Raw genomic sequence first — 18,704 nt, forward strand, 5'->3', positions numbered from 1 at the left:
CCAACGGCCCGTTCTGGCGGGCCGGCAACTGGCGGCTAGTTTGAGCGTTGCCGCCAGAGCCTGACAACCCTGGAGTGTCTGGTTTGATCGTCTTTCGTTACCTGTCCCGAGAGCTGCTGGTCACCATGAGCGCGGTCAGTGCCGTGCTGCTGGTGATCATCATGAGCGGCCGTTTCATCAAGTATCTGGCGCAGGCTGCGCAGGGGCTGCTCGATCCAGGGGTGCTGTTGCTGATCATGGGCTTTCGTCTGCCCGGCTTTCTGCAACTGATCCTCCCGCTCGGGCTGTTCCTCGGCATTTTGCTGGCCTACGGGCGCCTCTATCTGGAAAGCGAGATGACGGTGCTTTCGGCAACGGGCATGAGCCAGCGTCGGCTGCTGGTCTACAGCCTGGCACCCGCCGCCCTGGTGTCGGTCGTGGTGGGCTGGCTGAGCCTGGGATTGGCACCGCAGGGCATCGCCGAGGTGGACCGTATCCTCAATCAGCAGGACTCCCTGACCGAGTTCGACACGCTGGTGCCGGGGCGTTTCCAGACATTGCGCGGCGGCTCACGGGTAACCTACACCCGCGAGTTATCCGCTGATCGCAGCGAGCTCGGCGGGGTGTTCATCTCTGAAACCAATGTTTCGCGTCAGACCGGTAAGGAAAGCGGGCTGTCGGTGCTGGTCGCCGAGAGCGGGCGGCAGGAGATCCAGCCCGATGGCAGTCGCTATCTGATTCTGGAAAACGGCTATCGCTACGACGGCAACCCGGGCCAGGCCGATTATCGCGCCATCCAATACGACACCTATGGCGTGCTGCTTCCCAAGCCGGAAGTGAGCATGGAGCTGAGCGAGCGTGAGGCGCTGCCGACCCTGGAGCTGCTCGGCAGCGACAACATCCGCCATCGGACCGAACTGCAGTGGCGCTTCTCGTTGCCGTTGCTGGTGTTCGTCGTCACCGTACTCGCGGTGCCCCTGGCCAAGGTGAATCCGCGACAGGGGCGTTTTCTCAAGTTGCTGCCGGCGATCCTGCTGTACATGACCTACCTCGCGTTGCTGATCGCCGTGCGCGGTGCGCTGGACAAGGGGCGGATCCCGATGGCGCTGGGCCTTTGGTGGGTGCACGGGCTGTTCCTGGCGATAGGCCTGTTGATGCTGTACTGGGAGCCGATCAGGCTGCGAATGAAGAAGGGCAGTGCGCAGCGGGAGGTGGCTCGTGGTTAAGCTGGATCGCTATATCGGAGTCCATGTCTTTCTCGCGATTCTGACTGTCCTCGGCATCATCGTGGGGCTGGCTCTGCTATTCGCTTTCATCGATGAGTTGGGCGATGTAGAAGGTGGCTACGGACTGGGCGATGCCCTGCAATACGTGTTGCTGACGTCGCCTCGGCGTCTGTATGAAATGCTGCCAATGGCGGCTCTGATCGGCTGTTTGATCGGCCTTGGCACGCTTGCCAGCAGCAGCGAACTGACCATCATGCGCGCGGCTGGCGTCTCGCTGGGACGCATCGTGGTGGCGGTGATGAAGCCGATGCTGGTGCTGCTCATTGCCGGCATTCTGATCGGTGAGTACGTTGCGCCGGCAACCGAGGACATTGCCCAGGCGCGGCGCTCCCTGGCGCAGGGTGCGGGCGAGGCGCAGAGCAGCAAGCGCGGCCTGTGGCACCGGCAGGAGAACGAGTTCGTGCACGTCAACGCCGTGCAGCCCGGCGGCGTGCTGGTGGGGGTGACACGCTATCGCTTCGATGACGAGCGCCAATTGTTGTCGTCCAGCTTTGCCCGTCGCGCCAGCTATCAGGCCGATCACTGGCTGCTCGAGAATATTTCGACCACCCATTTTCGAGGCGACCGCACCGAGGTGGTACGCACGCCGCAGGAACGCTGGGATGTCCAGCTGACCCCGCAACTGCTCGGCACCGTGGTGATGGAGCCAGAAGCGCTGTCGATTACCGGCTTGTGGCGCTATATCCATTACCTGGGTGAACAGGGGCTGAACAATGGTCGTTACTGGCTGGCGTTCTGGACCAAGGTGCTGCAGCCGGCCGTCACCGTTGCGCTGGTGCTGCTGGCGATCTCGTTCATCTTCGGGCCGCTGCGTTCGGTCACGCTCGGTCAGCGCATCTTCACCGGCGTAGTGGTCGGCTTCGTATTCCGCATCATTCAGGATCTGCTCGGGCCGGCTAGCCAGGTGTTCGGCTTCTCGCCGTTGCTTGCGGTGGTGCTGCCGGCAGGCATCTGTGCACTCATCGGAGCCTGGTTGCTGCGTCGGGCGGGATGACGGGTGCCTCCGGCGCGAACCGCGCGGAGGCGCTGTCGACAAGGTTTGGGTCAGTGTTGGCTCGGTGCGCAGAGCAAAGTCACTTCTTGTGAATGTTCTTCGGTAGCTGAACGGCCTGGCTCTCCGAGTACATGTCGTGCCAGGTGCGGTTCTGTTTGTCGAGCAGCATCCACCAATAACCCATGCCCAGGCATAGCAGCGAAACCAGTGCGATCAAAAAACGCAGAAGCGCCTGCCAAAGATCGATGGCGGTTCCGTCTGCATTCTGGATTCGGATGCCCCAGACCTGCATGCCCAGCGTTTGGCCGCTGTGGGTCCAGAACTTGGCGAAAAAGCCGAACAGGCTGAACAGCAGCAGCGTCGAGAGCAGGGGGTCGATGTCCAGGCGGCCGGCATCCGCGAGCTGCTGCAGCTGTTCACTGCCGTAGAGCAGGCGCAGCAGCACTTGCTGATAGAGCAGTGTCACTACCATCATCAAGGCGATGCACAGCAGGCTGTCATAAAACATTGCAGCAAGCCGGCGTACCAGGCCGGCGGCGGGAAACTGGCCCTGCGGGCTGAGCAGGTGTCTGCGCATTGGGTGTCTCGATCAAAGAGGTGGGCGGCGCATTCTACGGAAGTGCGCGCATAAAAAAGCCCCTGATGTTGCCATCAGGGGCTTTTCGGAGAAGAGGCTTAGCCCAGGATCTGAACCTGGTCTGCCTGCATGCCCTTTTGACCTTGCACTGCGACGAAACTGACTTTCTGGCCTTCTTTCAGGCTCTTGAAGCCGTTGCCTTCGATTGCGCGGAAGTGCACGAACAGATCCGGACCGCTCTCGGGAGTGATGAAACCAAAACCTTTCTCGTCGTTAAACCACTTGACGGTACCGTTCTGACGATTCGACATGTCTTTGTATCCTTGAAACTCAAAAGTAGAATTGCCCCCGCAGAGCAGGAAGCTGGAACTGGTTGCAAGGAGTAAGAGAGTCGAGCGGAGTAGCGGATCTGAAGATCTACTGCACCAGGTCACGATTCAACAGCGACCCATGCAAACACAGTGGGCACACTCTACGATAACTCGCCAGGGAATGCCAACCCCTCGGAGCCATAGAATTTGCCTGTCCAGGCGGCGCCATTTGGCGCTTTTTGACGTGGCTTTGACTCGCCTTATTCGCTGTTGCGAGAGAGGCAATGCCACGAGTCGACTGCATCGATATCGAGTGTCAGTCTGAGGAAAAGCGATGTAGCTGACGTTGCTTGCCGTGCTGCCGATCCAGATTGTCTGGATGCTTGCATGCGGCTTGGTGCGCTTTGAAGCTTCGCTACGGCGTTAGACTTGCAGGCGATCCGGTTGCCCGTTTCGCTAAGCATGCAGCTTGGCTGCGTTGTAGCGATTCACTGATGGTGCCTCGAGAGAGACTCGAACTCTCACGTTGTTACCAACGGCGGATTTTGAATCCGCTGCGTCTACCGATTCCGCCATCGAGGCACAGTGGGCGCGCAGTATAGGGATGCGCGCCGGGGTGGTCAATCGCTTGGCGTGGTCAGGTCGACGTGTTTCGGATAAGATTTGCGCCCTTTCCGCGTCCCGACCTCCGATCCATGCAAGTTGCCGATTTTTTCTTCCAGCTGCCCGATGCCCTGATCGCACGACATCCCCTGGCGGAGCGGCGCGCCAGTCGTCTGCTGGTGCTCGAAGGCGAAACGGGAAAGCTCTCGCATCGCAACTTCGCCGATCTGCTGGACCATGTACGGCCCGGCGATCTGATGGTGTTCAACAATACCCGGGTGATCCCGGCGCGCCTGTTCGGTCAGAAAGCTACCGGCGGCAAGCTGGAAATCCTTGTCGAAAGGGTAGTCGGCAATCGCAGTGTTCTGGCGCATGTCCGTTCCAGCAAGTCGCCCAAGGCCGGATCGAAGATCCTGCTCGATGGCGGCGGCGAAGCGGAAATGATCGCCCGGCATGATGCGCTGTTCGAGCTCGAGTTCGACGAGGATGTTCTGCCGTTGCTCGAGCGCATCGGGCACATGCCATTGCCTCCTTATATAGACAGGCCTGACGCCGCCGCCGACCGCGAGCGTTACCAGACCGTCTACGCGCAGCGCGCCGGTGCCGTGGCTGCGCCGACCGCAGGACTGCACTTCGATGAGGCGCTGCTGCAGACGCTGCGTGAGTCTGGCGTGGAAACGGCCTACGTTACCCTTCATGTCGGCGCCGGCACCTTTCAGCCGGTGCGCGTGGAGCGTATCGAAGAGCATCACATGCATCGCGAATGGCTGGAGGTCGGCCAGGATGTCGTCGATGCGGTGGCGGCCTGTCGCTCCCGTGGTGGGCGCGTGATCGCTGTCGGCACCACCAGCGTGCGTTCGCTGGAGACGGCGGCGCGCGATGGTGAACTCAAGCCGTTCAGTGGCGACACCGATATCTTCATCTACCCAGGCAAGAGCTTTCATGTGGTGGATGCGCTGGTCACCAATTTCCATCTGCCTGAATCCACGCTGCTGATGCTGGTTTCCGCCTTCGCCGGTTATCAGGAGACCATGGCGGCCTACGCCGAAGCGGTGGCTCAGCGTTATCGCTTCTTCAGTTACGGCGATGCCATGTTCATCACCCGCAATCCCGCGCCGCGCGGCCCCGAGGAAACCCAATGACTCGCTCCTGCCATATGTCCTTCGAGCTGCTTGCCACCGATGGCAAGGCGCGCCGCGGACGTCTGACCTTTCCGCGCGGCACCGTCGAGACGCCGGCGTTCATGCCAGTGGGCACTTACGGTACCGTCAAAGGCATGCTGCCACGTGACATCGAGGCGATCGGAGCGCAGATCATTCTGGGCAACACCTTCCATCTCTGGTTGCGCCCTGGCACTGAAGTGATCAAGCGCCATGGGGACCTGCACGACTTCATGCAGTGGCAGGGGCCTATCCTCACCGACTCGGGCGGCTTTCAGGTGTTCAGCCTGGGGGCGATGCGCAAGATCAAGGAGGAGGGCGTCTACTTCGCCTCTCCGGTAGATGGCGCAAAAGTCTTCATGGGGCCGGAGGAGTCGATGCAGGTCCAGCGTGACCTGGGCTCGGATATCGTGATGATCTTCGATGAATGCACGCCTTATCCCGCTGACGAGGACGTGGCGCGGCGTTCGATGGAGCTGTCGCTGCGCTGGGCCAAGCGCTCGAAGGCCGCCCATGGCGACAGTCCGGCTGCGTTGTTCGGCATTGTTCAGGGCGGTATGCACGAATCTTTGCGCATGCGCTCGCTGGAAGGGCTTTGCGAGATCGGATTTGACGGCCTGGCGATTGGCGGCCTTTCGGTTGGCGAGCCGAAGGAAGAGATGATCCGTGTGCTGGATTTCCTTCCGCCACAGATGCCAGCGGATAAGCCACGCTATCTGATGGGGGTGGGTAAGCCGGAGGACCTGGTCGAGGGTGTGCGGCGCGGCGTCGATATGTTCGACTGCGTGATGCCAACGCGCAATGCGCGAAATGGGCATCTTTTCGTTGATAGCGGTGTGATCAAGATCCGCAACGCCGTTCACAAACACGACGATTCTCCGCTGGATCCGAGCTGTGACTGTTACACCTGCAAACATTTCTCCCGCGCTTATCTGCATCATCTGGATAAATGCGGCGAAATGCTGGGTAGCATGTTGAATACCATCCATAACCTGCGGCATTACCAGCGGGTTATGGCTGGTTTACGCGACGCCATTCAACAGGGTACATTGGCGGCCTTTGTCGACGCCTTTTATGCCAAGCGCGGTCTGCCAACGCCGCCGCTTGCGTGACGTGCCAGAACAAAATAATCCTTTCTGCAACAGGAGTGCTACATGAGCTTTCTGATTCCCGCCGCCTATGCCCAGGAGGCTGCTGCTGGTCCTGCTGGTACTGGTTTCGAGTGGGTTTTTCTGGTCGGTTTTCTGGTCATCTTCTACCTGATGATCTGGCGTCCCCAGTCCAAGCGTGCCAAGGAACACAAGAACCTGATTGCCGGCCTGCAGAAGGGCGACGAAGTGGTCACTTCCGGCGGTATCGCTGGCAAGGTCACCAAGGTCGCCGATGACTTCGTGGTGATCGAGGTGTCCGACAACGTTGAGCTGAAGTTCCAGAAAGTAGCGATCGCCGCAACGTTGCCCAAGGGCACACTGAAAGCCATCTGAGCTGACTTCATTCAATATCGACGGGGCGCGCAAGGCGCCCCGCGTTCATTAAACGGGCTGCGTCATGCTCAATAGATTCCCTCTCTGGAAATACCTGCTGATTCTGGCAGTGCTCGCGATCGCCTTTATTTACTCTGCGCCCAACCTCTATCCGGATGACCCGGCGATTCAGGTTACCGGTGCCAGCACATCGCAGGAGATCGGCGAGGCAGACCTCGAGCGCATCAGCAAAGCACTCGTGGATGGCGGTATCGCGGTCAAGTCTGCGTCCCTGGACGAGCAGGGCCGAGGTGGCCTTGTGCGTCTCGAGCGTCAGGATGATCAGTTGCCGGCAAAAGATATCGTGCGCCGCGCGCTCGGCGACGCCTACGTAGTTGCGCTCAATCTGGCGCCTACGACTCCCGACTGGTTGCGCAATCTTGGCGCAAGCCCGATGAAGCTTGGTCTGGATCTCTCCGGTGGTGTGCACTTCCTCCTGGAAGTGGACATGGACAAGGCAATTGAAACGCGCCTGAACGTCTCCGAGGGTGAGGTCAAGAGTCTGCTGCGCAAGGAGCGTGTGCGATACCGCAGTCTGCCGAATCTGAAGGATTCCGTGCAGTTGGGCTTTGCCGATGAGGCTACCTTGGATGCCGCCCAATCGCTCATCCGCAAGGAATTTACCGACTTCGAGCTGACGTCCGCAGAGCGCAACGGCCAGTACGTGCTGCGTCTGACGCTGACCGAAGCCAAGCTGGCGGAAATTCGCGAGTACTCGATCAAGCAGAACCTGACCACGGTGCGTAATCGCGTCAACGAACTCGGCGTGGCTGAGCCGTTGGTTCAGCGTCAAGGTGCCAATCGGATCGTCGTCGAGCTGCCGGGTGTGCAGGATACGGCCGAGGCCAAACGTATCCTCGGCAAGACGGCGAACCTCGAGTTCCGCCTGGCTGCCGATTCAGATGCATCGCGTGCTTCCACCGAAACCTTCGAGTTCCGCGAAGAGGGCCGCCCGCCGGTTCAGCTTGAGCGCACACTGATCATTACAGGTGATCAGGTGACCGACGCCCAGGCCAGCTACGACGAGAATGGCCGTCCGCAGGTGAATATCCGGCTCGATGGCCACGGCGGCGATCTGATGAATCGCGCCACGCGCAACAATGTCGGGCGCAGCATGGCCGTGATCTTCATCGAGCAGCGGCCGATGACTCGCTATGTGCGGCAGACGGTTGATGGTGTTGAGCAGGAAGTGCGCGTCGAGACCTTCCAGGAAGAAAAGAAGATCATCAGCCTTGCAACTATCCAGTCGCCGCTCGGCAGCCAGTTCCGCATCACCGGCCTCGATGGCCAGGGCGAGTCGTCAGAGCTGGCGTTGCTGCTGCGCGCCGGTGGTCTGGCGGCGCCGATGTACTTCGCAGAAGAGCGCACCATCGGCCCGAGCCTGGGCGCTGAAAACATCAAGCTGGGCGTCCAGGCAGCCATGTGGGGCTTCCTCTTCGTCGCCATCTTCATGGTGCTGATCTACAAGTTCTTCGGTGTGTTGGCGACCATTGCGCTGCTGTTCAATATGGTCGTGCTGACAGCCCTGATGTCGATGCTCAATGCCACGCTGACCCTTCCGGGTATTGCCGGTATCGTGTTGACCATGGGTATGGCGGTGGATGCCAACGTGCTGATCTTCTCGCGAATCCGCGAGGAGATCGCCAATGGCATGTCGATCCAGCGCGCCATCCATGAAGGCTTCGATCGGGCCTTCTCGGCGATCGTCGACGGCAACCTGACCACTCTGCTGGTCGGCGGCATCCTGTTCGCCATGGGGACCGGCCCGATCAAGGGCTTCGCGGTCACCCTTTCGATCGGCATCCTGACGTCGATGTTTACCGCAATCATCGTGACGCGCGCCATGGTCAACCTGATCTACGGTGGCCGCGATCTCAAGAAGCTGTGGATTTAAGGGGCTAGCACGATGAAACGCATAATCAATTTCATGGGTGTCCGCCATGTGGCCTTCGCCCTGACCGTGGTGCTGACCGTTGCGTCACTGGCGAGCCTGGTGGTCAAGGGGCTCAACTTCGGGTTGGACTTTACTGGCGGTACACTGATCGAGCTCGGCTATGAGCGCCCGGTTGAACTCGAGCAGGTGCGTGGGCAGCTGGTGCAATCCGGTTTTGGCGACGCTGTAGTGCAGAGCTTCGGTGCGACTACTGACGTGCTGGTGCGCATGCCGGGCGACGATCCTCAGCTGGGAGAGCGCATCGCTGATGCATTGCGCGGCGCTGACAGCGCCAACTCGGTGAGCGTCAAGCGAGTCGAGTTCGTCGGGCCTGCGGTGGGTGAGGAGCTGCGCGACCAGGGTGGCCTGGGCATGCTGCTCGCGCTGGGTGGTATTCTGGTCTACGTGGCATTTCGCTTTCAGTGGAAGTTCGGTCTCGGTGCCGTGCTGTCGCTGTTCCACGATGTGATCGTCGTTCTCGGGGTGTTCTCCTTTTTCCAAATATCGTTCGATCTCACCGTGCTGGCCGCTGTGCTGGCGGTTATCGGCTATTCGCTGAACGACACAATCGTCATCTTTGACCGGATCCGCGAGAACTTCCGCATGCTGCGCAAGGCGGAGTTGCTGGAAAACATCAATATTTCCACGACGCAAACCTTGCTGCGCACCATGGCAACTTCGGTATCCACGTTGCTGGCTGTCGGTGCGCTCATGGTCTTTGGTGGCGAGAATCTGTGGGGCTTCTCGTTGGCGCTGTTGATCGGCGTTGGGGCAGGCACGTACTCGTCGGTCTATGTCGCTGGCATGCTGCTCGTCTGGCTGAAGCTCACCCGTGACGACCTGATTCCACCAGTGGTGGAAGAGGAAGCGGACGAGCGCCCCTGATCTTCTTCGAACTTCCGCAACCTAAAGGAGTCCAAGGCTGCGGAACGGGCGCAGCCCGAAGGAAGAGGAAGTCACAGTGAACAAGTCCATGTTGGTCGGCACGGCGCTCGGAGTGGTGGTCGCCACGGCTGGCGGCGCTTTCGCTACTTATAGTCTGGTTGATCGCGGGCCGAAATTCGCCGATGTGCTGGCGGTGGAGCCGATCAAGGAAACCATTCGGACTCCGCGAGAGGTTTGCAAGGATGTCGCGGTGACTCGGCAGAAACCAGTGCAGGATCAGCATCGCATCGCAGGGACAGCAGTGGGTGCGGTGGTTGGTGGCCTGCTCGGCAATCAGGTTGGTGGCGGTACCGGCAAGAAAATTGCGACGGTCGCCGGTGCGGTCGGTGGCGGTTATGCAGGCAATCAGGTGCAGGGCCGTATGCAGGCCAGCAGCACCTATACCACTACCGAAACACGTTGCAGCACGGTAACCGATTCGCACGACAAGATCGTCGGCTACGACGTGAAGTACGACCTCGCCGGCAAGGTGGGTCGCGTACGCATGGATCGCGATCCGGGTAGCCAGATCCCGGTGCAGGATGGACAGTTGTCGCTATCGCAGCAGTGAGTTGAGCGATTGTGCAGCAACAAAAAAAACGCCCCGTTGGGGCGTTTTTTTATGCCGCTATCGTTCTCAGCGTTTGAGAGAAGGTGTCAGGTGCGGCTGGATGGTGGTTAGTACCGCCTTGAAGCATTTGGTGTTGCCGGCAACGATCTGACCCTTCTCAAGGAAGTCATGGCCGCCGCTGAAATCGCTCACCAAGCCGCCGGCTTCCTGGATCAGCAGTGCGCCTGCCGCCATGTCCCATTCGGAAAGGCCAAACTCCCAGAACGCATCGAAGCGGCCTGCAGCGACATAAGCCAGGTCGAGGCTTGCGGCGCCGGCACGACGTAGGCCGGAGGTCTGGCCGACCAGGCTGCGGAACATCTTCAAGTAGCTGTCCAGGTTGTCCATCTGGCCATCCTTGAACGGAAAGCCGGTGCCGAGCAGTGCGCCGTCCAGGCTCTTGCGTGCGCTAACGCGCAGGCGGCGGCCGTTCAGGGCGGCGCCACGGCCGCGGCTGGCGGTGAATTCTTCCTGGCGTACCGGGTCCAGCACGACCGCGTGTTCCAGGCGCCCGCGGTACTTGCAGGCGATGCTGACGGCGTAGTGAGGAATGCCGCGGACAAAATTGGTGGTTCCATCCAGCGGGTCGATGATCCACAGGTAATCGGCGCCGTCCCCGCTGCCTTCGAGCAGTCCGCCTTCCTCGCCCAGGATGCCGTGATTCGGGTAGGCCTTGCGCAGCGCATTGACGATGCTCTGCTCTGCGGCCTTGTCGATTTCGGTGACGTAATCCTTCGCTTCTTTCTCGTTGACCGAGATTGCATCCAGGCGATCGGTGGAACGGACAATCAGTTCGCCGGCGCTGCGGGCGGCGCGCAGCGCGATATTCAGCATGGGCTGCATGGATCAATTACCTGGTCGTTAAAGAAAGCGCGAAATTCTATCAGGAAAGCGCCGGCGCATGTAGCGTCACGGTGGTGGTTGCAGGGGGCGGCAGATGGCGGATCGAGAGCCGCTTCCTGTAAGCTTTCTGCTCGCTTTCAAGCAGAGAATTATTGTGTCGCTGCAGAACATTCGTGTCGTGCTGGTCAATACCAGTCATGCCGGCAACATCGGTGGTGCGGCTCGCGCCATGAAGAACATGGGGCTTTCGAGCCTGGTATTGGTCGATCCCGAGGATTTCCCGAGTCCCAACGCGGTGGCCAGGGCGTCCGGTGCAACCGACATTCTCGATAGTGCACGGGTCGTTGCAACGCTGGAAGAGGCGCTCGCTGGTTGCAGTCTGGTGCTCGGAACCAGCGCTCGTGACCGGCGCATTCCCTGGCCGTTGCTCGACCCTCGGGAGTGCGCGTCGGTTTCCGTGGAGCAGTCTGCCGGGGGCGGCGAAGTCGCATTGGTATTCGGTCGCGAGTACGCGGGGCTGACCAATGAAGAGTTGCAGCGCTGCCAGTACCACGTCCATATCCCGTCTGATCCACAGTTCAGTTCATTGAATCTCGCTGCTGCCGTGCAGGTGCTTACCTACGAGGTGCGCATGGCCTGGTTGGCTGCCGAGGGGCGGCCAACCAAGGTCGAGAAACTGGAAACCACGGCGATGCTGGATGCCCAGCCCGTGACTGTCGACGAGCTGGAGAATTACTTCGGTCATCTTGAGCGGACTCTGGTGGATATCGGCTTTCTCGATCCGACCAAGCCCAGGCATCTGATGCCCCGATTGCGTCGGCTCTACGGGCGCAGCGGTATCAGCAAGCTGGAAATGAATATCCTGCGCGGTATTCTCACCGAGACACAAAAGGCTGCCCGCGGCGAGCCTCACAAGCGGAGAAGTGATTGATGTTCGAACGCATGCGCGAAGACATTCAAAGCGTTTTCCATCGCGATCCGGCGGCACGCAATGCGTTCGAAGTCCTGACCTGTTATCCGGGGCTGCACGCCATCTGGATTCATCGCCTGTCCCATTGGCTGTGGGTGCATGAATTCAAGTGGCTTGCGCGGATGTCCTCGAATCTGGGGCGCTGGCTGACCGGGGTCGAGATCCATCCGGGCGCCAGGATTGGCCGGCGATTCTTCATTGATCACGGGATGGGCATCGTCATTGGCGAGACCGCGGAAATTGGCGATGACGTGACGCTCTATCACGGCGTGACACTCGGTGGCACCAGCTGGAGTAAGGGCAAGCGCCATCCGACGCTTGAAGACGGTGTGATCGTGGGGGCGGGCGCGAAGATCCTCGGGCCGTTCACCGTCGGCGCGGGCGCGAAGATCGGCTCCAATGCGGTGGTTACCCGTGAAGTGCCGCCAGGAGCGACGGCGGTTGGGATTCCGGGGCGGGTGATCGTCAAATCCAGCGATGAGCAGGAAGCCAAGCGCAAGGCCATTGCCGAGAAGATCGGATTCGACGCCTATGGCGTCAGCGAGGATATGCCCGATCCCGTCGCGCGAGCCATTGGGCAGTTGCTGGATCATGTTCAGGCCGTAGAGGAGCGCTTGGAGGGCATGTGTGGCGCGCTCAAGGCGCTGGGCAGCGATTATTGCGCCAAGGACCTTCCGGAGCTGCGAGAAGAAGACTTCGTTGAAGTGAAGTCCGACGCTGGCGATGCCCGCACCTGAAGTGCGCGGGCTGGCAGCAGCTGGTATCATGCCGGCCCGTTGCCTCCGGCCGGGCGTGGTTCCAGACTAAAGACCTACTGAATTAATAGGTCTTATAGTTGACTCAAATACTCGGGAATTGCATAATTGCGCCAAACCGTAATGCTTGGTGCAGACCGATGCGATTAACCACCAAAGGCCGTTATGCCGTGACCGCCATGCTCGATCTGGCGCTGCATGCGCAGCATGGGCCGGTCTCCCTGGCCGATATTTCCGAGCGGCAGGGTATATCCCTTTCCTATCTCGAGCAGCTCTTCGCGAAGCTGCGCCGCGGCAGCTTGGTGACCAGCGTGCGAGGGCCCGGCGGCGGCTATCAGCTTTCTCGCGACATGGCCGGCATTCAGGTCGCCCAGGTCATCGACGCTGTGAACGAGTCGGTCGATGCCACGCGTTGCCAAGGTCTGGGCGGCTGTCATTCTGGCGATACCTGCCTGACTCACCATCTGTGGTGTGACCTCAGCCAGCAGATTCATGAATTCCTCAGCGGCATCAGCCTGGCCGACCTGGTCAAGCGCCAGGACGTGCAGCAGGTCGCCCTGCGCCAAGACATGCGCAAGGCTGGTGGCACTTCGCCGCATATGGACAAGATAGAAACGTCCGCCATCGATTGAGCAGGGCGACTGCCTGATAGGAGATATCTGAATGAAATTGCCGATTTACCTGGACTACTCTGCGACCACACCTGTGGATCCGCGTGTTGCCGCCAAGATGATCGAGTGCCTCACCAACGAAGGCAACTTCGGCAATCCGGCGTCGCGCTCTCATGCCTTTGGCTGGAAAGCCGAGGAAGCCGCGGAGAATGCGCGCCGTCAGGTTGCTGAGCTGGTCAATGCCGATCCCCGTGAAATCGTCTGGACATCCGGTGCAACCGAGTCGGACAACCTGGCCATCAAGGGCGTCGCGCATTTCTATGCGTCCAAGGGCAAGCACATCGTCACCACCAAGATCGAGCACAAGGCGGTACTGGATACTACTCGCCAGCTCGAGCGCGAAGGCTTCGAGGTTACGTATCTCGAGCCGAGCGAGGATGGCATCGTCACGCCGGCGATGGTCGAAGCTGCGCTGCGCGACGACACTATTCTTGTGTCGGTCATGCACGTGAACAACGAGATCGGCACTATCAACGACATCACCGCCATCGGCGAGCTGACCCGTTCTCGCGGCATTCTTTTCCATGTCGATGCGGCGCAGTCGACCGGCAAGGTCGAAATCGATCTGGAGAAGATGAAGGTCGATCTGATGTCCTTCTCCGCTCATAAGACCTATGGGCCGAAGGGCGTGGGTGCGCTGTATGTTCGCCGTAAGCCCCGCGTCCGCCTTGAGGCACAGATGCATGGCGGTGGCCATGAGCGTGGCATGCGTTCCGGTACGCTGGCTACGCACCAGCTGGTCGGCATGGGCGAGGCCTTTCGTATCGCGAAAGACGAAATGGCCCAGGAGAACGAGCGCGTCCGCTCCCTGCGTGATCGCTTCTACAAGCAGGTCGAGCATCTCGAAGAGCTTTATGTGAACGGTAGCCTGACCGCCCGTGTACCGCACAATCTGAACCTCAGCTTCAACTACGTCGAGGGAGAGTCGCTGATCATGGCGCTCAAGGATCTGGCGGTATCGTCTGGCTCCGCCTGTACGTCCGCTTCGCTGGAGCCGTCGTACGTGCTGCGTGCACTGGGTCGTAACGACGAATTGGCGCATAGCTCCATCCGTTTCACCTTCGGCCGGTTCACTACTGAAGAGGAAATCGACTACGCAGCGCAAAAGGTTTGCGAGGCCGTCACCAAGCTGCGCGAGCTTTCGCCCCTGTGGGACATGTTCAAAGACGGCGTCGACATTTCCAAGGTCGAGTGGCAAGCCCACTGACCGGCGTCAAGCGCCGCACAGCCTGATCTAAGAGGATTGCACCATGGCATACAGCGATAAGGTCATCGACCACTACGAAAACCCGCGCAACGTCGGCAAGTTCGACGCTGAAGACCCGAGCATCGGTACCGGCATGGTAGGTGCGCCGGCATGTGGCGACGTGATGCGTTTGCAGATCAAGGTCAACGAGCAGGGCGTCATCGAAGATGCCAAGTTCAAGACCTATGGTTGCGGCTCCGCCATCGCGTCCAGCTCGCTTGCTACCGAGTGGATGAAGGGCAAGACCCTGGAAGAAGCGGAAACCATCAAGAACACGCAGCTGGCTGAAGAGCTGGCGCTGCCGCCGGTGAAGATTCACTGCTCCGTGCTCGCCGAAGATGCGATCAAGGCAGCTGTGCGTGATTACCGCGAAAAGAAAGGTCTGCTTTAAATAGGGAGGTTGCGATGGCTATCACCATGACGCCCGCTGCAGCCCAGCACGTACGCCGTTCGCTGGACGGGCGAGGCAAGGGTGTAGGTGTGCGACTCGGGGTGCGTACGACCGGCTGTTCCGGCTTGGCGTACGTACTTGAGTTCGTCGACGAAACGGCAGCCGAAGACTCGGTGTTCGAGAGTCATGGGGTCAAGGTGATCATTGATCCCAAGAGCTTGGTATACCTCGACGGCACGGAACTCGACTTCGTTCGCGAAGGGCTCAACGAGGGCTTCAAGTTCAATAACCCGAACGTTCGTGGCGAGTGTGGCTGCGGCGAGAGCTTCAATATCTGAGGACGCCGTGGGTACTCCCTGTCATTTTGCATTGTTCGAGTTGAAGCCCGAGTTCGAGCTGGATCTCGCGTCTCTTGCCGATCGCTATCGAGAGCTTGCTCGCCAGGTTCACCCTGATCGCTTTGCCGACGCTGGCGAAAGCGAGCAGCGTCAGGCCCTTGAGCGCTCCGCCAACCTCAATGAGGCCTACCAGACGCTCAAGAGTCCGAGCCGCCGGGCAAGGTATCTGTTGGCCATCGAGGGGCATGAGGTTCCACTGGAGGCGACTGTTCAGGATCCCGCGTTCCTCATGCAGCAGATGCATTGGCGCGAGGAGCTTGAAGAGCTCCATGAACAGGCCGATCTGGATGGCGTAGCGGCGTTCAAGTCGCGCTTGAAGCAGGCGCAGCAGGGGCTGAACGATGATTTCGCCCGCATCTGGCAGGATTCTGAGCGGCGTGCCGATGCTGAGCGTCTGGTTCGACGCATGCAGTTTCTCGACAAGCTGACCCAGGAAGTGCGCCAACTCGAAGAGCGCCTCGACGATTAACCCCGCGCAGCGCCCGGCGTTGCGCCCGATATCAGACAGACATGGCCTTACTTCAGATTGCCGAGCCCGGACAAACCCCCCAGCCCCATCAGCGGCGCCTGGCTGTCGGAATAGACTTGGGGACCACCAACTCCCTCGTAGCTGCCCTGCGCAGTGGTGTCACTGCGCCGTTGGCCGATGCTGATGGGCAAGTGATCCTGCCGTCGGTGGTGCGCTATCACGCTGACCGCATTGAGGTTGGCGCACAAGCCAAACTTGCCGCGGCCACCGATCCGTTCAACACCATCAGTTCGGTCAAACGGCTGATGGGTCGCGGGCTGGCCGATGTGAAGCAGTTGGGCGAACAGCTGCCGTACCGCTTCCGTCAGGCTGAGTCGCAAATGCCGTTCATCGAGACCGTTCAGGGCGCCAAGAGCCCTGTGGAAGTCTCGGCTGAGATCCTGCGCGCACTCCGTCAGCGTGCCGAGGCGACCCTGGGCGGTGAACTGGTCGGTGCGGTGATTACCGTTCCGGCCTATTTCGACGATGCCCAGCGTCAGGCGACCAAGGACGCCGCGCGGCTCGCTGGGCTCAGCGTGCTGCGCCTGCTCAACGAGCCGACCGCGGCCGCCGTCGCCTATGGTCTGGATCGTCATGCCGAAGGCGTCGTCGCGATCTACGATCTCGGAGGCGGTACCTTCGATATTTCGATTCTTCGACTGACCAAGGGCGTTTTCGAGGTGTTGGCCACTGGTGGCGACACGGCTCTGGGTGGTGATGATTTCGACCATGCCGTAGCGGACTGGATTCTCGAGCGTGCCGGTGTGTCCGACGATCTCGAGCCGGGCGCGCAGCGTGAATTGCTGAAGATTGCCTGCGATGCCAAGGAGCATCTGAGTGATGTGGATGCGGTGGATGTCGCGTATGCCGGCTGGTCAGGCGAGCTGCAACGCGAGACCTTCGATGCGCTGATCGAGCCGATGATTGCGCGCAGTCTCAAGTCCTGCCGGCGTGCCGTGCGGGACTCGGGTGTGGAGCTTGAGGAGATTACCGCAGTGGTCATGGTCGGCGGTTCGACCCGAGTGCCAAGAGTGCGCTCGGCAGTTGGGCAGCTGTTTGGTCGCGAGCCACTGACCGACATCGACCCTGATGAGGTTGTGGCCATTGGCGCGGCGATTCAGGCTGAGACCTTGGCTGGCAATAATCGCGATGGGGAAGAGCTGTTGCTGCTCGATGTGATCCCGCTGTCCCTCGGACTGGAGACCATGGGCGGGCTGATGGAGAAGATCATTCCGCGCAACACCACGATTCCGGTGGCGCGCGCGCAGGACTTCACCACCTACAAAGATGGCCAGTCGGCCATGATGATTCATGTGCTGCAGGGCGAGCGCGAGCTGATCTCCGACTGCCGTTCGCTGGCTCGATTCGAGCTGCGCGGTATTCCGCCGATGGTCGCCGGGGCGGCAAAGATTCGCGTCACCTTCCAGGTCGATGCTGATGGCTTGCTCAGCGTGTCCGCGCGTGAGTTGGCATCCGGCGTGGAGGCGAGTATTCAGGTCAAGCCTTCCTATGGCCTCACCGATGGCGAAATCGCCAGGATGCTGGAGGACTCTTTCCGCAAGGCGGACGAGGACCGTGACGCCCGGGCGTTGCGTGAGCAGCTGGTTGATGCCCAGCGCCTGCTCGAGGCGGTCGAGGCTGCGCTGGCCGTCGATGGCGAGCGCTTGCTGTCTGCTGAAGAGCGCGTGGCGATCGACTCCCAGGTCGCCGAGTTGCGCGGATTGCTGGACAGCCAGGATGTGCTGGCCATGGAGCGCCAGACCAAACGCCTGAGCCAGATCACCGACGCCTTTGCTGCGCGCCGGCTGGATTCGACCGTCAAGGCCGCGCTGGCCGGGCGGCGGCTAAACGATATCGAGGATTGACCCAGATGCCGCAGATCATTTTCCTGCCCAATGCCGACCATTGCCCTGAAGGCGCCGTTATCGAGGCGCAGACCGGCGAGACGGTGCTGGACGCCGCGCTGCGCAATGGCATCGACATCGAGCATGCATGCGAAAAATCCTGTGCCTGCACCACCTGCCACGTCGTGGTTCGCGAAGGCTTCCAGTCACTGGAAGCTTCCGATGAGCTGGAGGATGACATGCTCGACAAGGCGTGGGGGCTTGAGCCCAATTCCCGGCTATCCTGCCAGGCAGTGGTGGCTGATGCCGATCTCGTCGTGGAAATTCCGAAGTACACAATCAATCAGGTTTCCGAAGGGCACTGAGGGTGGGCGTCATGCAGCTGAAATGGAGTGACGTGCAGGAAATCGCCATCGAGCTGGCCGAGCGCAAGACCGATGTAGATCCGCGCTATGTGAATTTCCTCGATCTGCATCGCTGGGTGGTGGAGCTTCCGGGCTTCGCCGATGAGCCCGGTCGGGGTGGCGAGAAAGTGCTCGAAGCCATCCAGTCGGCCTGGATCGAAGAAGCCGAATAGAGCGGTTTCGAAGTTTTCGTTTTCCTCCGGTTGGGTATCTCGGGACCGTTCGGCGGTCCCTGGCGCCATCCGGGCTTCTACCCTCTACCCTTATGTTTTTTGACATGAACCCGCGTATAATCCGCGGGTTTACTCGTTCGCTTTAACCCATCAGTTTTGGAGTCCTACATGGCCCTGCAACGCACCTTCTCCATCATCAAGCCCGACGCTGTCGCCAAGAACGTCATCGGCGAAATCACTACCCGTTTCGAGAAGGCCGGCCTGCGCGTCGTCGCTTCCAAGATGGTTCAGCTGTCCGAGCGCGAAGCGGCTGGTTTCTACGCCGAGCACAGCGAGCGTGGCTTCTTCAAGGATCTGGTTGCTTTCATGACTTCCGGTCCGGTCATCGTTCAGGTTCTGGAAGGCGAAGACGCCATCGCCAAGAACCGTGAGCTGATGGGCGCCACCAACCCGAAAGAAGCTGCTGCCGGCACCATCCGCGCCGATTTCGCCGTTTCCATCGACGAGAACGCCGTGCACGGTTCCGATTCGGAAGCTTCCGCTGCTCGTGAAATCGCTTACTTCTTTGCTGCCACCGAAGTGTGCGCACGCATTCGCTGAT

General features: G+C 60.4%; 22 protein-coding genes and 1 tRNA gene. 19 read left to right on the forward strand and 4 right to left on the reverse strand.

Annotated elements, in window-relative coordinates; all coding sequences use genetic code 11:
• The first annotated feature begins 83 nt into the window (after positions 1 to 83).
• A complete protein-coding gene (gene lptF / locus LO50_RS14365; RefSeq protein ID WP_003298192.1) occupies positions 84 to 1,205 on the forward strand; it encodes an LPS export ABC transporter permease LptF in 1,122 nt (373 codons plus the stop codon).
• On the forward strand, positions 1,198 to 2,259 hold the full coding sequence (lptG, locus tag LO50_RS14370) for an LPS export ABC transporter permease LptG (protein ID WP_003298191.1): 1,062 nt from the start codon (positions 1,198 to 1,200) through the stop codon (positions 2,257 to 2,259). Before lptF ends, lptG begins: the two co-directional genes overlap by 8 nt.
• Before the next feature lie 79 nt (positions 2,260 to 2,338).
• Here lptG and LO50_RS14375 read toward each other — a convergent pair whose 3' ends face one another.
• From LO50_RS14375 to LO50_RS14385, 3 genes are all read right to left on the reverse strand, one after another.
• A complete protein-coding gene (locus LO50_RS14375; RefSeq protein WP_014819452.1) occupies positions 2,339 to 2,836 on the reverse strand; it encodes an RDD family protein in 498 nt (165 codons plus the stop codon).
• A 98-nt stretch (positions 2,837 to 2,934) separates the two neighbouring features.
• Complete coding sequence (locus tag LO50_RS14380) at positions 2,935 to 3,147, reverse strand: cold-shock protein (protein ID WP_003298189.1); 213 nt, start codon at positions 3,145 to 3,147, stop codon at positions 2,935 to 2,937.
• Positions 3,148 to 3,642: 495 nt separating this feature from the next.
• Positions 3,643 to 3,729: transfer RNA gene (locus tag LO50_RS14385), tRNA-Leu, on the reverse strand.
• Positions 3,730 to 3,842: 113 nt separating this feature from the next.
• Here LO50_RS14385 and queA point away from each other — a divergent pair.
• The 6 genes from queA (at position 3,843) to LO50_RS14415 (ending at position 9,861) form a co-directional block, all read left to right on the forward strand.
• Positions 3,843 to 4,892 (forward strand): tRNA preQ1(34) S-adenosylmethionine ribosyltransferase-isomerase QueA, encoded by a 1,050-nt coding sequence (gene queA, locus LO50_RS14390; RefSeq protein ID WP_044315441.1) that lies wholly within the window; start codon positions 3,843 to 3,845, stop codon positions 4,890 to 4,892.
• 14 nt (positions 4,893 to 4,906) lie between these two features.
• Positions 4,907 to 6,022: a tRNA guanosine(34) transglycosylase Tgt gene (gene tgt / locus LO50_RS14395; protein WP_152623984.1), complete on the forward strand. Its 1,116-nt coding sequence runs from the start codon at positions 4,907 to 4,909 to the stop codon at positions 6,020 to 6,022.
• A gap of 42 nt (positions 6,023 to 6,064) precedes the next feature.
• Complete coding sequence (gene yajC / locus LO50_RS14400; protein WP_003296020.1) at positions 6,065 to 6,394, forward strand: preprotein translocase subunit YajC; 330 nt, start codon at positions 6,065 to 6,067, stop codon at positions 6,392 to 6,394.
• 64 nt (positions 6,395 to 6,458) lie between these two features.
• The gene (gene secD / locus LO50_RS14405) at positions 6,459 to 8,327 is read left to right on the forward strand and encodes a protein translocase subunit SecD (RefSeq protein ID WP_014819455.1); all 1,869 of its coding nucleotides are present in this window, start codon (positions 6,459 to 6,461) and stop codon (positions 8,325 to 8,327) included.
• Positions 8,328 to 8,339: 12 nt separating this feature from the next.
• Complete coding sequence (gene secF, locus LO50_RS14410; RefSeq protein ID WP_044315443.1) at positions 8,340 to 9,251, forward strand: protein translocase subunit SecF; 912 nt, start codon at positions 8,340 to 8,342, stop codon at positions 9,249 to 9,251.
• A 76-nt stretch (positions 9,252 to 9,327) separates the two neighbouring features.
• Positions 9,328 to 9,861 carry a glycine zipper 2TM domain-containing protein gene (locus tag LO50_RS14415; protein ID WP_014819457.1) on the forward strand — a complete coding sequence of 178 codons (534 nt, stop codon included), beginning with the start codon at positions 9,328 to 9,330 and terminating at the stop codon, positions 9,859 to 9,861.
• A 66-nt stretch (positions 9,862 to 9,927) separates the two neighbouring features.
• Here the strand turns inward: LO50_RS14415 and suhB are convergent, their stop codons facing one another.
• Positions 9,928 to 10,743 (reverse strand): type III secretion system regulator SuhB, encoded by an 816-nt coding sequence (suhB, locus tag LO50_RS14420; RefSeq protein WP_023446554.1) that lies wholly within the window; start codon positions 10,741 to 10,743, stop codon positions 9,928 to 9,930.
• A 94-nt stretch (positions 10,744 to 10,837) separates the two neighbouring features.
• Here suhB and trmJ point away from each other — a divergent pair, with 94 nt between their 5' ends.
• The 11 genes from trmJ (at position 10,838) to ndk (ending at position 18,703) form a co-directional block, all read left to right on the forward strand.
• The gene (gene trmJ, locus LO50_RS14425; protein WP_236690593.1) at positions 10,838 to 11,674 is read left to right on the forward strand and encodes a tRNA (cytosine(32)/uridine(32)-2'-O)-methyltransferase TrmJ; all 837 of its coding nucleotides are present in this window, start codon (positions 10,838 to 10,840) and stop codon (positions 11,672 to 11,674) included.
• A complete protein-coding gene (cysE, locus tag LO50_RS14430) occupies positions 11,674 to 12,450 on the forward strand; it encodes a serine O-acetyltransferase (RefSeq protein ID WP_044315445.1) in 777 nt (258 codons plus the stop codon). The genes trmJ and cysE overlap by 1 nt, the downstream gene beginning before the upstream one ends.
• A 158-nt stretch (positions 12,451 to 12,608) precedes the next feature.
• Positions 12,609 to 13,100, forward strand: a complete 492-nt coding sequence (gene iscR, locus LO50_RS14435) for a Fe-S cluster assembly transcriptional regulator IscR (RefSeq protein WP_014819461.1) — start codon at positions 12,609 to 12,611, stop codon at positions 13,098 to 13,100.
• Positions 13,101 to 13,131: 31 nt separating this feature from the next.
• Positions 13,132 to 14,346 (forward strand): IscS subfamily cysteine desulfurase, encoded by a 1,215-nt coding sequence (locus LO50_RS14440; protein ID WP_044315446.1) that lies wholly within the window; start codon positions 13,132 to 13,134, stop codon positions 14,344 to 14,346.
• A gap of 43 nt (positions 14,347 to 14,389) precedes the next feature.
• Positions 14,390 to 14,776 carry a Fe-S cluster assembly scaffold IscU gene (gene iscU / locus LO50_RS14445; protein WP_003284664.1) on the forward strand — a complete coding sequence of 129 codons (387 nt, stop codon included), beginning with the start codon at positions 14,390 to 14,392 and terminating at the stop codon, positions 14,774 to 14,776.
• Between the two features lie 14 nt (positions 14,777 to 14,790).
• On the forward strand, positions 14,791 to 15,114 hold the full coding sequence (iscA, locus tag LO50_RS14450; RefSeq protein WP_003298170.1) for an iron-sulfur cluster assembly protein IscA: 324 nt from the start codon (positions 14,791 to 14,793) through the stop codon (positions 15,112 to 15,114).
• A gap of 7 nt (positions 15,115 to 15,121) precedes the next feature.
• The gene (hscB, locus tag LO50_RS14455; RefSeq protein WP_042928296.1) at positions 15,122 to 15,643 is read left to right on the forward strand and encodes a co-chaperone HscB; all 522 of its coding nucleotides are present in this window, start codon (positions 15,122 to 15,124) and stop codon (positions 15,641 to 15,643) included.
• A 41-nt stretch (positions 15,644 to 15,684) separates the two neighbouring features.
• Positions 15,685 to 17,547 carry a Fe-S protein assembly chaperone HscA gene (gene hscA / locus LO50_RS14460; protein ID WP_044315447.1) on the forward strand — a complete coding sequence of 621 codons (1,863 nt, stop codon included), beginning with the start codon at positions 15,685 to 15,687 and terminating at the stop codon, positions 17,545 to 17,547.
• Positions 17,548 to 17,552: 5 nt separating this feature from the next.
• Entirely contained in the window at positions 17,553 to 17,891 is a 339-nt protein-coding gene (gene fdx, locus LO50_RS14465) for an ISC system 2Fe-2S type ferredoxin (RefSeq protein ID WP_003298166.1), read from the forward strand.
• A gap of 11 nt (positions 17,892 to 17,902) precedes the next feature.
• Complete coding sequence (iscX, locus tag LO50_RS14470) at positions 17,903 to 18,103, forward strand: Fe-S cluster assembly protein IscX (protein ID WP_041013198.1); 201 nt, start codon at positions 17,903 to 17,905, stop codon at positions 18,101 to 18,103.
• A gap of 168 nt (positions 18,104 to 18,271) precedes the next feature.
• A complete protein-coding gene (gene ndk / locus LO50_RS14475; protein ID WP_003284654.1) occupies positions 18,272 to 18,703 on the forward strand; it encodes a nucleoside-diphosphate kinase in 432 nt (143 codons plus the stop codon).
• Position 18,704: the final 1 nt, after the last annotated feature.

It is taken from the genome of Stutzerimonas stutzeri (assembly GCF_000935215.1).
GTDB lineage: Bacteria > Pseudomonadota > Gammaproteobacteria > Pseudomonadales > Pseudomonadaceae > Stutzerimonas.

Bases quoted from the DNA above. Each gene is read 5' to 3' on its own strand.
- LO50_RS14440 (WP_044315446.1), top strand. From the start codon at position 13,132: ATGAAATTGCCGATTTACCTGGACTACTCTGCGACCACACCTGTGGAT.
- fdx (WP_003298166.1), top strand. From the start codon at position 17,553: ATGCCGCAGATCATTTTCCTGCCCAATGCCGACCATTGCCCTGAAGGC.
- yajC (WP_003296020.1), top strand. From the start codon at position 6,065: ATGAGCTTTCTGATTCCCGCCGCCTATGCCCAGGAGGCTGCTGCTGGT.
- cysE (WP_044315445.1), top strand. From the start codon at position 11,674: ATGTTCGAACGCATGCGCGAAGACATTCAAAGCGTTTTCCATCGCGAT.
- tgt (WP_152623984.1), top strand. From the start codon at position 4,907: ATGTCCTTCGAGCTGCTTGCCACCGATGGCAAGGCGCGCCGCGGACGT.
- secD (WP_014819455.1), top strand. From the start codon at position 6,459: ATGCTCAATAGATTCCCTCTCTGGAAATACCTGCTGATTCTGGCAGTG.
- queA (WP_044315441.1), top strand. From the start codon at position 3,843: ATGCAAGTTGCCGATTTTTTCTTCCAGCTGCCCGATGCCCTGATCGCA.
- ndk (WP_003284654.1), top strand. From the start codon at position 18,272: ATGGCCCTGCAACGCACCTTCTCCATCATCAAGCCCGACGCTGTCGCC.
- iscR (WP_014819461.1), top strand. From the start codon at position 12,609: ATGCGATTAACCACCAAAGGCCGTTATGCCGTGACCGCCATGCTCGAT.
- secF (WP_044315443.1), top strand. From the start codon at position 8,340: ATGAAACGCATAATCAATTTCATGGGTGTCCGCCATGTGGCCTTCGCC.
- iscX (WP_041013198.1), top strand. From the start codon at position 17,903: ATGCAGCTGAAATGGAGTGACGTGCAGGAAATCGCCATCGAGCTGGCC.
- iscU (WP_003284664.1), top strand. From the start codon at position 14,390: ATGGCATACAGCGATAAGGTCATCGACCACTACGAAAACCCGCGCAAC.
- trmJ (WP_236690593.1), top strand. From the start codon at position 10,838: ATGGCGGATCGAGAGCCGCTTCCTGTAAGCTTTCTGCTCGCTTTCAAG.
- LO50_RS14380 (WP_003298189.1), bottom strand. From the start codon at position 3,147: ATGTCGAATCGTCAGAACGGTACCGTCAAGTGGTTTAACGACGAGAAA.
- suhB (WP_023446554.1), bottom strand. From the start codon at position 10,743: ATGCAGCCCATGCTGAATATCGCGCTGCGCGCCGCCCGCAGCGCCGGC.
- hscA (WP_044315447.1), top strand. From the start codon at position 15,685: ATGGCCTTACTTCAGATTGCCGAGCCCGGACAAACCCCCCAGCCCCAT.
- iscA (WP_003298170.1), top strand. From the start codon at position 14,791: ATGGCTATCACCATGACGCCCGCTGCAGCCCAGCACGTACGCCGTTCG.
- LO50_RS14375 (WP_014819452.1), bottom strand. From the start codon at position 2,836: ATGCGCAGACACCTGCTCAGCCCGCAGGGCCAGTTTCCCGCCGCCGGC.